The organism is Pedobacter suwonensis (assembly GCF_044762335.1).
Taxonomy (GTDB): Bacteria; Bacteroidota; Bacteroidia; order Sphingobacteriales; family Sphingobacteriaceae; genus Pedobacter.
Window position 1 is genome coordinate 25,406 of record NZ_JBIWEB010000024.1, and the last position, 11,873, is coordinate 37,278.

Here is an 11,873-nt window from a genome sequence, read left to right on the forward strand (position 1 = left end):
TTAAAACCAAAATTAAGCTGTTGCGGTCAGCTTATTTCCTGAAACAGTAAGCGGATAAACTTTTAAAGCGCTGGTGGTTCCACCGCCAATCGGTTGGGCTAAAACGCTGCCTGACGTGGTATACCTCGAACTGTGTAAACCACATTGAATATAATTACTGTCCTGAATAAATGTTAATGCTCCTCCCTGGTGCGGACAAACTGCTTGTGTAGCCACAAATGAAGTACTGGTATTTCCTGTTGCAGTACGGATAAATAATATGCTGTTTACCGTGACAGATGCACCAACAGTTAATAATTGCGTGCTCAGGTCAACACTTGCTGTAGTACCTGAAGGAACACCCCCACCATTTGACTGGTTGGGTTCTGGTGCGTCACTTTTTTTTCCGCAAGCAGAAAAGCAAGCTCCGGTACAAACCATGGCAACACCTAGTCCCAATGATTTAATAAATTCGTTACGTTCCATAATTGTTTAGTTTTGTTTAATTTGTTCTATTTTGATTTTTTCTTATCAAATGAAAATCTTCGCGCTATACTGAAGCCCCAGCGGTATTGCCCTTTCAGCCACGAAGTATTGGTGTCGGTAATAAACTGCGATTCCTGAATGGCGGTTGCATTGGTGAAATTAAGGTGAAATATATGTCCACCGGTTTCGAATTCCAATCCGGCACCAAGCGTTTTGTAGTATTTGGTCCCCAATGTGCTTTCGAGATATGCCTCTTTATTTTTATCCCTGAATGGAATGGTGTAATCTGCCACAAAAGCCATACGTTTGGTAATTTTGATACGTCCGCCAACGGATAGGGCAAGCATATCGTTCTGGTCGCCAAAAACGGTAAAATTGCGGTGTATATACGATGGCATCACCAGCATTGAAAAGTTTGAGTTAAACTTGCGTGCAATTACCGCCTGCACCACATAAGTCAAGCGGTCTTTAAATCCGTCAAATGCATTTGCAGCCGTAGGATCTGTTGAAGCTTTTGCTGCTGAAACGGTGGTGCTACCGAATAAAGTTACCGCCACCGGTATTTTATCATCAGCGGTTTGCTCCAGCAAGCGGTATTTTAAGTTTCCTTCGTAAAGCTGCGTAACTACACCAGCTCCTTTTGCCCTTGCTAAACCTACGGAAAGCCTGTCGCTGATCCCGTATTCAAAACCAATGCGGATATCTGTTGATTGATCCAATCCGAAAAAGTTTTTGGTACCACCTGCACTACCCGCAATATCGCCAAAACGGTGATCTACCCTAAAATCAAGCTCATTTTTATAAATGGTTTCATTGGTTTGTATGTTGATGAGTTTGGGCGCTTTAAAAGTTGCCTTTACATTACTTTTTTCGGTAGGTAGCTCCAATGCTTTCTCAAGCGAATCTTGTGCAGAAGCCAAAGCAGGCAGAAGAATAACGGATAGATATAAAAGAGATTTTAGACGAAATTTCATAAATTTTATTTTTTGGGTTGATAAATGGCAGTTACTTTTACCTGGATGGTTTCTGCAATCTGTTTAAAAACGATCGTTGGGATTTTGATATCATGATCGGCCAGTTTTACATTAAATGCAGAAGTAGCTTTAACCTCGTCGGTGGTAATCACGATTAATCCTTTTGTGGTATATGCCTTGGTTACACCGTGGAGCTGCAGGTTACCCTTAACCGTTACCGGATAAGTGCCAGGTTTTGAAAAATCGATCTGTTCTACAATTTTTCCTTTGAAATCAGAAGTCGGATACTTATCACTTTCTATATAATTTTCGTTAAAATGCTCCTGCATCAGTTTTTTCTTGAACTGAAAAGAAGTATTGTTAATTTTAAAAATGATATCGTTGGTTTGGGTATTAAGGGCCGAAGCGCCTGTTTTGCTTTGGGCATCAATATCTTCTACAGGTGTTGAAGAAAAAAACGAAGAATTAACGCTTTTACTTACCAGAATCTGCGCCTTTGTACCTGTGCATAATACCAGGGCTATTAATGTGAAAAATAATTTTTGCATTTGTAATATGTTTAATTGCTAATAAAAACCGGAGTTATTTCGGTGAATTATTCTGGCATACCCTTATCAACCCAGGCTTGTAATAATGCTCTTTCACTGGCAGTTATTGATCCACCTTTTGGCATTGTTTTGGTAACCAGAACAGCATTCGCTACGCGCGCATCATTTTTTATCGAGGCTATGCCGTTGAATAACCAAACTGATGCAATTGCCCCGTTTGAACCATGGCAGCTACTACATTTGGTTTGAAAAAGTGCGCCTGCAAAATTACTATAGGTTACATTGGCTGTCGTTACCGGGGTCGGATCCGTTGGTGTTGCTGGTTTTAATTCTTCCGATTGTTTTTTAGAACAGGCAAAAAGAAGGGCCGTGATTGCGGCTAACGAAAAGATTACATTTTGTTTTTTCATAGTTAATCGATTATTAAAACTAGTGATGGATTCATTTTTCTATCCTGATGTTTGATTTTGGTACAATTGAAATATTAACCGTTACGTGGCTTTATCCAGAATGGTTGCCCGTAATAAAAAAATAAAAAAAGCCGTTCTGACTTTACATCAGAACGGCTTTCAGGACAAATATTTAATTAAAAGCTTATCTCCAGGCCTTATACTGGTTAATTAAGCCATTAGTAGAACTATCGTGACTCGAAACTTCTTCGTTGCCCACCAGTTCAGGAAGAATCTTTTTGGCCAGTTGTTTACCCAGTTCCACTCCCCATTGATCGAAACTAAAAATATTCCATATAATACCCTGAACAAATATTTTATGTTCGTAAATGGCTACTAAACTCCCTAATGTATAAGGAGTTATTTTCTTTAATAATATGGAGTTTGTCGGACGGTTTCCTTCGAAAACCTTAAATGGTGCGATTTTTTCAATTTCTGCATCAGATTTACCTTCTTTCTTTAACTCGGCAGTTACTTCTTCTGCGGTCTTGCCGTTCATTAGCGCTTCAGTTTGTGCAAAGAAATTCGATAATAAGATAGGGTGATGATCGCCCAGTGGATTTAAACTTTGTGCCGGTGCAATAAAGTCAGCGGGAATAATCCGGGTGCCTTGGTGAATTAATTGATAAAAAGCATGTTGGCCATTTGTCCCTGGCTCGCCCCAGATAATCGGTCCGGTTTCATAATCAACCTCATTACCGTTTCTATCCACATGTTTACCATTACTTTCCATATCACCTTGTTGAAAATATGCCGCAAAACGGTGCATGTATTGGTCGTAAGGCAAGATCACCTGCGTTTCTGCATTATAGAAATTAATGTACCAAACGCCTAGTAAACCTAATATTACAGGAAGATTACTTTCAAACTCTGTAGTTTTGAAGTGGTTATCAATAGCATGGGCACCCGCTAGTAGTTGCTTAAAATTGTCGAAACCTATACTTAACGAGATAGACAAGCCGATAGCGCTCCATAATGAGTATCGACCGCCCACCCAGTCCCAAAATTCGAACATGTTTTCGGTATCGATACCGAAAGCAGAAACGTCTTTAGCATTGGTAGATAATGCGGCGAAGTGTTTGGCAATATCGTTTTCTTTACCACCATTTTCTAAAAACCAGGTACGGGCAGAGTGCGCGTTCGTCATGGTTTCCTGTGTGGTAAAAGTTTTTGATGCTACCAGGAATAAAGTGGTTTCAGCATTCACGTTGGCTAAAGTTTCAGCAATGTGCGTACCATCGATATTCGAAACGAAGTGAATATTTAAATGGTTTTTATAGTGTTTTAAAGCTTCGGTAACCATTACTGGACCTAAGTCTGATCCGCCAATACCTATATTTACCACATCAGTAATGGCTTTACCGGTATAACCTTTCCATTCACCGCTGATGATACTGTTGCTAAACTTCTCCATTTTAGCCAGTACAGCATTTACTTCTGGCATCACATCCTTTCCGTCAACTAAAATCGGGGTATTGCTCAAATTGCGTAAAGCGATATGAAGTACTGAGCGGTCTTCGGTTTCATTGATCTTGTCTCCGTTGTACATCGACTTTATGGCCTCATCTAATTTACACTCACGCGCCAATTGAATCAATAACGCTAATGTTTCGTCGCTGATGCGGTTTTTGCTATAATCAAGCAGGATATCTTCAAAAAAAACAGAGAACTTATTGAAACGATCTGCATCTTCAGCAAAAAGATCTTTAATGTTCTTTTGATTAATATCTATAAAATGGTCGGCTAAATACTTGTAGGCCTCAGTTTCTGTAAAATTTATTTTAGGTAACATAATCTTTGTTTTTTGTAAAAGTAATAAAGCAAAAATTTAAAATGATCTTTTTAATGTGTTAAATCATTAAGAATTTTTTAATTTATGATAAACTAAAAAAAATGCTGGCGGTTCATCAATTTCGCAATGTATATGTCAACTAATGTGGATGATGTAACTGGGAGATTCGGTACGAAAATCCTTCGAGGTTTGTCGAATAGTTTTTTAAAAAAAATCAGATACCAACTTTTACGTGCTTTGAAATAAGTACCTTTGTAAAAAAAATATAAAAGTATGTTTAGATCGCTCTCTCTTTTGGCCGCCTGCTGGCTGTTTTTTTCTTGTTTCTTTTTCTCCTCATGCGAAAAAGAAGGGATAACTAAAATAGATACTTTACGAATTATTGATACCCTTGATGTTGATCGCCCGATAAATTTAAAAGCAACAAAAGGTGTTTATGGCTCGCGTATTACGGTATCATGGACACCAATGCCCTTGGCTCAAAAATATCAATTATTTAAGTTTGATGTTACCTCTCAGAAATATATTTTACTTAAAGAGTTAGCTGATACAACTTTTGATGATTTGACTATTAGCAAATCCTTAACCAAGAATTTTTATAAGGTAAGAACCTATAATGGTATAAAATCGTTTAGTAGATTTAGTGATGCAGATTTTGGTTATACTTCTGCGTATAACTATTATAAAGCGCTTACTTTTGGCTCTGAAGGATATGGTGCTTCACAATTTAAATTTAATATGCACATTGAGGTTGATAAGACCGGAAATGTTTATGTAAGTGATGAAGAACTGAATAGGGTTCTTAAATTTAGTGCTACCGGCAGTTTCATAGAGCAGTTTTATACTGGATCTGCGGCCAGAGCCATAGCATTTTTTGATAATGGAAACTATGTTGCTACCCGAACACAGAGCAGTAGTTATGTCCAGATATTTAACTCAAATAAGCAATTAATCAGAGAATGGGGTACTTACGGAACAGGAGATAGTAACTTTGGGAATATCGAATGTTTAACCATTGATGATGAACAAAATATTTGGATTGTTGATGGTGTGAATCATCGGATTAAAAAATATGATCAGAATGGGAATTTATTGCTGAAATTTGGTAAGCAGGGAAAAGCAGAAGGAGACTTTGATGCCCCGTTTGGTATCTGCTATTTCAAAAGCAAAATTTATGTTTCAGATACAAGGAATAATCGTATAGAAGTTTTTGACAAGAGTGGTAAATTCTTAAAAGTTTTTGCTGTAAAGGGTTACCTCTTTGGCATACGTGCTTTTGGCGATAATATTTATATCGCCAATTCTGGCGAAAGTGTTATTATCAAAACCGATGAGAATGGAGATATTCAAGAAAAAATAGGTGCTGGTTCATTTTTGAATTTAGTAGATGTAACCGTTGCGCCAAATGGAGATGTTCTTGCCTGCGATGTTTATGGCAGAAGGATAATTGTATTTAAAAAGGGTTAACATCTTAGATTTCTAAATTTATTAAAAAGCCATTCTACATCAGAATGGCTTTTGTCATTTACGCAATTCTATCTCTCCATAAAATTGTTTAGCTTAGAACACCTAAACCAAATTACCATTTTATGAAGAAGATATACCTGATCGGTTTTTCATTCCTGGCATTAAATACTTTCGCTCAAAAATCAGATTTAAAGCCATTAGTCTCGAATAAAGCAGATGCCATAGAACAAAAGGTAATTACCTGGAGACGTGATTTTCACGAACATCCTGAACTGGGGAATACTGAAGTAAGAACAGCTGGTATTATTGCAAAACATTTAGAATCGTTAGGTATACAAGTGAAAACGGGCGTGGCAAAAACAGGAGTGGTTGGTATATTAAAAGGAGGGAAGCCCGGACCTGTTGTGGCATTACGTGCGGATATGGATGGTTTGCCCGTTACAGAGCGGGTTGATGTCCCTTTTGCCTCTAAAGTGAAAAGACAATATAACGGTCAGGAAGTTGGGGTAATGCACGCCTGTGGACACGATAGTCATGTGGCTATTTTAATGGGCGTAGCAGAAGTGTTGGCCGCCATACAAAAAGATATACCAGGCACGGTTAAATTTATTTTTCAGCCTGCGGAAGAAGGAGTGCCCGAGGGAGAGGAAGGCGGAGCAGCTTTAATGATCAAAGAAGGCGTACTCGAAAATCCTAAAGTGGATGTCATTTTCGGTCTGCATATCAATTCACAAACTGAGGTTGGCGATGTAACGTACCGTCCTGGTGGTACCATGGCTGCCGTAAACGATATGAAAATTACGGTTACCGGCAGACAGGCACATGGCGCATACCCATGGAGCAGTATTGATCCCGTGGTGGTTTCGGCTCAGATTATCAATAACCTGCAAACCATTGTTAGCCGCAATTTAAATGTTACCGAGAATCCGGGTGTGGTTACCATTGGTGCCATTAACGGTGGTGTTCGGTCGAATATTATACCTGAAAAAGTAGAAATGCTGGGTACTGTTCGCAATTTCAGCAAAGAAGATGAAGCCATGTTTATTGAACGGATCAAAACCATCGCTACCAAAACTGCAGAGGCAGGGGGCGCAACCGCGGTAGTGAAAATTCCATACAGCAACCATTACCCGGTTACTTTCAATAATATTGCGCTTACCGAAAAAATGCTACCCAGTATGCAGTTAACGGCAGGGAAAGAACATGTAAAGTTAAAACCGCCAGTTACCGGCGCAGAAGATTTCTCTTTCTTTCAGGAAAAGGTACCAGGCCTATTTGTTTTCTTAGGTGGTATGCCGAAAGGTAAAGATCCTTTAAAGGCACCCTCGCACCATACTCCTGATTTTTACCTTGATGAAAGTGGTTTCGTATTAGGCGTCAAATTACTTTCCAATCTTACGCTGGATTATATGACCATGAAGAGATAGGCGATAGTTCATTTGTTACATGCATGATTGATCAGGGAAAATCAACTAGTCCGTTAGCTGTCGGCCGATAGTTTTAATTGAAATCGCTATGCGCTATGCTCAAAGCGATTTCCTATATTTGTTTCATGACGAAAGAACAGATTCAGGATTTAAGAGACAGGGTAACGTCTCTGAGGAGGTACCTTTGACGTTGATGAGCTACTTTACGCCATTCGCGAAGAAGAAAAATTAACCATGGCGCCCGATTTCTGGGACGATCCGAAAAAAGCAGAAAAAATTCTGGCCGAAATTAGTTCAAAGAAAAAGTGGACTGATGGTTTTAACCAAACCTATAATGCGGTTGAGGATGCAGCTGTGATGTTCGATTTTTTTCAGTCCGGAGATGCTTCGGAAGCTGAAATGAAAGAGCAGTACGAAATCGGTAAACAAGCTGTAGAAGATCTTGAGCTTAAAAATATGCTGCGCAGTAAAGAAGACCAGCTTTCGGCCGTCATGCAGATTACCGCCGGTGCCGGTGGTACGGAGAGTTGCGACTGGGCATACATGCTGATGCGCATGTATTTGATGTGGGGTGAAAAAAACGGGTATAAAATTACAGAACAGGATAGCCAGGAAGGGGAGGTTGCGGGCATTAAATCGGTAACACTCCAGTTTGATGGCGATTTTTCTTACGGCTACCTTAAAGGTGAAAATGGCGTTCACCGTTTGGTTAGGATATCACCATTTGATTCAAATGCCCGCCGGCATACTTCTTTTGCCTCCGTATATGTTTATCCTTTGGTTGATGATACCATTCAGATTGATATTAACCCAGCCGATATTGAATTTGAAACGTTCAGGGCTGGCGGTGCTGGCGGACAAAATGTAAACAAGGTTGAAACCGCTGTGCGGTTATACCACAAACCATCAGGCATTATTATTAAAAACCAGGAATCGCGTTCGCAGTTGCAGAATAAAGAAAATGCCATTCGTTTGCTTAAATCTCAGTTATTCGAAATAGAAGAAAGAAAACGCAACGAAGCCATTGCTGCAGTGGAAGGATCGAAGAAAAAGATAGAATGGGGCTCGCAGATCAGGAGTTATGTACTGGATGACAGACGCGTGAAAGACCATCGTACCAATTACCAGACCTCTAACCCTGATGCCGTGTTAAACGGTGATATCAATGATTTTTTAAAGGCTTATTTAATGGAGTTTTAGATTGATAATATAAAAAAGCAATTTATAAGCTAATTAGTTTATTATGAATATAATCATTGAAGACAATAGTGTTAAACAAAACATGCTGGAAGCGAGTCAGCTTATCTGGCGTGCCCACGGAAAAAAACTTTTGATTATTATATTAACGTTTTTTGTCTTGGGTTTTGTATTTTATGGTTATTTAAATAATTTGATTAAAAATACGCCCATAACTCAGGCAATGGACAGGGAAATAGATGTGGAAATATTATTTATTTGTTGGTTGTTATCCCTTTTGTTTTTAATTATATTTTTTAGAGCTAAACAGACTTTTTTTACCCAGGTAAAGCGCGGTTTAAATCAGGCTTTTAATGATTTTAGCGTTAGAAAAATTCTGATCACAGATGAGGGAGTTGAAGGTATAACGGAGTATTACAGGACGTTTGTTAAATGGGAAATCGTTGCCGATTTTAAAGTTTATGATCGATATATTAGTATCACAAATTTATTGAGTTCCTCACCATTTTTTATTCCAACTTATTTAATGAGCGATGAAAGCTATAAATCGCTATTGTTTTATCTTCGGTCGACTAAAAAAGAAATTAAATAGATATGAAATTCCGTTTAACCCTGGTACTCCTCTCCATGTTAGTGATTGATCTGAAAGCACAAGAAGTAATTCCATTGTATGATGGCGATATTCCAGGTGCAAAACCTACGCCAGCAACCTATGTAGAAAATACAGAAGTACGTTCAAATGGTACGTTAAGTGTTACAAAAGTATCTATACCTACAGTAACGGTTTTTGAAGCGCCTAAAAATATTGCCACCGGAACGGCCGTAATTATCTGCCCGGGTGGCGGTTATGGTGCTTTGGCCTTTAGCCATGAAGGAACGGATGTAGCTAAACGCTTTAATGCCATTGGTGTAACCGCTTTCGTATTAAAATACCGTTTGCCGAGTGATGAAATTATGGTTGATAAAACCTATGGTCCGCTGCAGGATGCACAGCAGGCCATTTATCTGGTGAGGAAAAATGCAAAGCAATATGGAATTAAGGCCAATAAGATTGGAATTATGGGTTTTTCTGCCGGTGGGCATTTTGCCTCAACTTTAGTGGCGCATTATAAAGATCTTAAAATTTCTAATCCTGAAAAGATTAATCTGAGACCAAACTTTGCCGCATTAATTTATCCTGTAATCAGTTTCGAAGAATCGGTACATACAGGCACCATGAAGAATTTATTGGGTCCAAATCCTGCCGATAGTTTAAAACATTATTTCTCGGCCAATGAAAATATAAATAAAAAAACACCCCCTGTTTTCTTTGTACATGCTAAAGATGATAAAACTGTTCCTTACGAAAACAGTAAACTGATGAATGGGGCATTAAAGCAACACGATATTGATACCGATATTTATTTATACGAAAATGGTGGGCATGGATTTGGTTTGATTAATAAAACTTCTGACGTGGATTGGTTTAACTTGCTGATCAGCTGGTTAAAAAAGGAGAAGTTTTAATATCTTTGCGGATATTTTAACCTCTTAACCGGAATTTTAATGCAAAAAACAATCAAGTTTGTAATGGTAGCCCTGGTTGCTATTATTGCTGTGGCAGGCTGTAAAAAAGAAATTAATTGGAATGCCAGGCTTAATCCTAAGGGGAATGGCTGTCAGCTGGCGAGTTTAAAGGCTGATATCGATTTATTGGGAAGCTATACGATTACCTTTAACTATGATGCTCAAGGTCGTGTTTCAAAGCTAAACAGTGGAGCAGAGACCAATACCTACGTTTATGCCGCAAATAAAATTACGGCTACTGATGAAACAGGACGCGTAGCAGAAATTGTGCTTGAGAATGGCCGTGCAATTTCCAGCGGTGCTGAAGGTATCGTTACAGTAGGGGGGATTTCTTATGCCTATTCCCGAAAATATACCTACAATGCTGAAGGATATTTAATTCAGGTAAAGAATTATTTGAATAACGAATTAAGCACAACTGATAACCTGACCTATGCAAATGGTAATCTGGTAAGTGCAGTTTCACTGGCAGCGCATGGAGGTTATAAAGAAACTACAACCTACAGTTACTCGAATGAAATTGCAATGAACGTGTACGAAATCTCCGACCCTCTTTCTTATCATGTTGATTATTTTCCCGGAGGATATTTTGGCAGGCAATCTAAAAATGTATTGATTAAAAGCGTTTCTAAAACGGTAGATCAGGATGGCAGCCCTTTTAGCAATGAAACCATGGCCTATACTTATCAATATGATGCCAAAGGAAATGCCACCTCTTTAAGCTACGTCAATACTTCTACGTTTTATCCGTCAGGCGGACCTGCTGAAACCGAAAGCTATGCCGGAGAATTCCTATTGACGTACAGCTGCAGATAGCTTTAACTTGAATAAGAGCCTGATCATGATTTTTGGTCAGGCTTTTTTTGAATAAAATGTTTTTTGATTCTTCAAACCAAAATCTGTAAATCCCATTTTACCACTCTATTTTTACGATTTAGTCCCTTATTTTTTAGAAATGATGTGTATATATTTGATTACATCGATGTGATTTTAATATATTAAAATGTATATGATCTAATAAGACTAAACCTGTCAATTGCAAATGGGCTGAATTTTTAGCTGTACATGCGTTAGTATGTCAGGTTTTTTAAGGTTAGGCATGGATAAAATTAAATAATTAACCAAATATTTACCTAATTAAAAAAATGAGCACAGAAACAATGAAACGGTGGCTGCTATTGGTATGCCTGTTTACCGGCCTTTTATCTTGTAAAAAAGATCAAACTAAAATTAAATCTGAAAATGGTCAGGTTAAGGCCTGGGAAACATTAATTGACGGCAACTCTTTTGCAAGTTATGCTAATTTTGAGGCGCAATGGAATTACAATTATCCATGGGGTACCGATCATAATGGTTCAGCGCGGATGGTGGGTAGTTCTTCCAACCATAATCAGATCTCGTTAAGCGGCGGTGTATTAACTATTAAGGCTACCCGTTTGGCTTCATCGCCCGGAAACAGTACAGCTAATGGATTTACCAATGTAGCCATATGGTATAACTCTGGAGCGTGCCATGCCAAGCAGCAGGTGGTCATTAACGATCAGTTCCCAAGTTATACCATCTCAGGAGATTTTGCCGTGCCAACAAGTAAAGGTACCTGGCCTGCCTTTTGGATTACAGGTGTTAATTCCTGGCCTCCGGAAAGCGATATTATGGAATTTAAAGGCAACAGCACCAATTGGCAAAACACTTATGATGGTGGTTGGGAAAATAAACTTACAACAGTTTCCAATGCAGGTTCTTACCATAATTACAAATGCTGGTACAACAAGGTTAGCGCAACTGATGTAGATTGCCATTATTATATCGATAATGTTTGGGTAGCCAAACATACCATGAGCAATTCGGTAAATAAACCGATGTGGTTAATCATCAATATGCAGATGGAAGGCGACAGCGGCTCTCCTGGTCCATCTGGCAATACAATTTATACTGGTAGGAACATTTATCTGGGCAGAGAACGGGCATTTTAGTCAATTAAACAACAA

12 protein-coding genes are annotated in these 11,873 nt (G+C 38.7%); 7 read left to right on the top strand and 5 right to left on the bottom strand.

Features of this window, described 5'->3' with window-relative positions; translation table 11 throughout:
• Positions 1-12: 12 nt before the first annotated feature.
• The 5 genes from ACIQXP_RS23175 to pgi all read right to left on the bottom strand — a co-directional run bounded on the left by ACIQXP_RS23175 (position 13) and on the right by pgi (position 4,228).
• Positions 13-465, bottom strand: coding sequence for a QcrA and Rieske domain-containing protein (locus tag ACIQXP_RS23175; RefSeq protein ID WP_293745182.1), 453 nt, complete (start codon positions 463-465; stop codon positions 13-15).
• 26 nt (positions 466-491) lie between these two features.
• A complete protein-coding gene (locus tag ACIQXP_RS23180) occupies positions 492-1,439 on the bottom strand; it encodes a DUF5777 family beta-barrel protein (RefSeq protein ID WP_293745181.1) in 948 nt (315 codons plus the stop codon).
• Between the two features lie 5 nt (positions 1,440-1,444).
• Positions 1,445-1,987 carry a YceI family protein gene (locus ACIQXP_RS23185; protein WP_387508149.1) on the bottom strand — a complete coding sequence of 181 codons (543 nt, stop codon included), beginning with the start codon at positions 1,985-1,987 and terminating at the stop codon, positions 1,445-1,447.
• Between the two features lie 47 nt (positions 1,988-2,034).
• Positions 2,035-2,397 (bottom strand): hypothetical protein, encoded by a 363-nt coding sequence (locus ACIQXP_RS23190; protein WP_387508151.1) that lies wholly within the window; start codon positions 2,395-2,397, stop codon positions 2,035-2,037.
• 184 nt (positions 2,398-2,581) lie between these two features.
• A complete protein-coding gene (gene pgi, locus ACIQXP_RS23195) occupies positions 2,582-4,228 on the bottom strand; it encodes a glucose-6-phosphate isomerase (RefSeq protein ID WP_293745179.1) in 1,647 nt (548 codons plus the stop codon).
• A 273-nt stretch (positions 4,229-4,501) separates the two neighbouring features.
• Here pgi and ACIQXP_RS23200 point away from each other — a divergent pair, with 273 nt between their 5' ends.
• The 7 genes from ACIQXP_RS23200 to ACIQXP_RS23230 all read left to right on the top strand — a co-directional run bounded on the left by ACIQXP_RS23200 (position 4,502) and on the right by ACIQXP_RS23230 (position 11,858).
• Positions 4,502-5,695, top strand: coding sequence for an NHL repeat-containing protein (locus ACIQXP_RS23200; protein ID WP_293745178.1), 1,194 nt, complete (start codon positions 4,502-4,504; stop codon positions 5,693-5,695).
• A gap of 122 nt (positions 5,696-5,817) precedes the next feature.
• Positions 5,818-7,122 (top strand): amidohydrolase, encoded by a 1,305-nt coding sequence (locus tag ACIQXP_RS23205; protein WP_293745177.1) that lies wholly within the window; start codon positions 5,818-5,820, stop codon positions 7,120-7,122.
• A gap of 125 nt (positions 7,123-7,247) precedes the next feature.
• A protein-coding gene (gene prfB, locus ACIQXP_RS23210) for a peptide chain release factor 2 (protein WP_293745176.1) occupies positions 7,248-8,322 on the top strand; the annotation gives its coding sequence in 2 pieces (ribosomal slippage) (positions 7,248-7,307 and positions 7,309-8,322; 1,074 coding nt in all).
• Between the two features lie 43 nt (positions 8,323-8,365).
• A complete protein-coding gene (locus ACIQXP_RS23215) occupies positions 8,366-8,911 on the top strand; it encodes a hypothetical protein (protein WP_387508153.1) in 546 nt (181 codons plus the stop codon).
• A gap of 2 nt (positions 8,912-8,913) precedes the next feature.
• Positions 8,914-9,825: an alpha/beta hydrolase gene (locus ACIQXP_RS23220; RefSeq protein WP_293745174.1), complete on the top strand. Its 912-nt coding sequence runs from the start codon at positions 8,914-8,916 to the stop codon at positions 9,823-9,825.
• Positions 9,826-9,864: 39 nt separating this feature from the next.
• The gene (locus ACIQXP_RS23225) at positions 9,865-10,701 is read left to right on the top strand and encodes a hypothetical protein (protein WP_387508154.1); all 837 of its coding nucleotides are present in this window, start codon (positions 9,865-9,867) and stop codon (positions 10,699-10,701) included.
• 329 nt (positions 10,702-11,030) lie between these two features.
• Complete coding sequence (locus ACIQXP_RS23230; RefSeq protein WP_293745172.1) at positions 11,031-11,858, top strand: glycoside hydrolase family 16 protein; 828 nt, start codon at positions 11,031-11,033, stop codon at positions 11,856-11,858.
• Positions 11,859-11,873: the final 15 nt, after the last annotated feature.

What these genes read in the sequence shown, in the direction of transcription:
- pgi (WP_293745179.1), bottom strand. Translation starts at nt 4,228, where the DNA reads ATGTTACCTAAAATAAATTTTACAGAAACTGAGGCCTACAAGTATTTA.
- ACIQXP_RS23200 (WP_293745178.1), top strand. Translation starts at nt 4,502, where the DNA reads ATGTTTAGATCGCTCTCTCTTTTGGCCGCCTGCTGGCTGTTTTTTTCT.
- ACIQXP_RS23175 (WP_293745182.1), bottom strand. Translation starts at nt 465, where the DNA reads ATGGAACGTAACGAATTTATTAAATCATTGGGACTAGGTGTTGCCATG.
- ACIQXP_RS23230 (WP_293745172.1), top strand. Translation starts at nt 11,031, where the DNA reads ATGAGCACAGAAACAATGAAACGGTGGCTGCTATTGGTATGCCTGTTT.
- ACIQXP_RS23215 (WP_387508153.1), top strand. Translation starts at nt 8,366, where the DNA reads ATGAATATAATCATTGAAGACAATAGTGTTAAACAAAACATGCTGGAA.
- ACIQXP_RS23220 (WP_293745174.1), top strand. Translation starts at nt 8,914, where the DNA reads ATGAAATTCCGTTTAACCCTGGTACTCCTCTCCATGTTAGTGATTGAT.
- ACIQXP_RS23225 (WP_387508154.1), top strand. Translation starts at nt 9,865, where the DNA reads ATGCAAAAAACAATCAAGTTTGTAATGGTAGCCCTGGTTGCTATTATT.
- ACIQXP_RS23185 (WP_387508149.1), bottom strand. Translation starts at nt 1,987, where the DNA reads ATGCAAAAATTATTTTTCACATTAATAGCCCTGGTATTATGCACAGGT.
- ACIQXP_RS23190 (WP_387508151.1), bottom strand. Translation starts at nt 2,397, where the DNA reads ATGAAAAAACAAAATGTAATCTTTTCGTTAGCCGCAATCACGGCCCTT.
- ACIQXP_RS23205 (WP_293745177.1), top strand. Translation starts at nt 5,818, where the DNA reads ATGAAGAAGATATACCTGATCGGTTTTTCATTCCTGGCATTAAATACT.
- ACIQXP_RS23180 (WP_293745181.1), bottom strand. Translation starts at nt 1,439, where the DNA reads ATGAAATTTCGTCTAAAATCTCTTTTATATCTATCCGTTATTCTTCTG.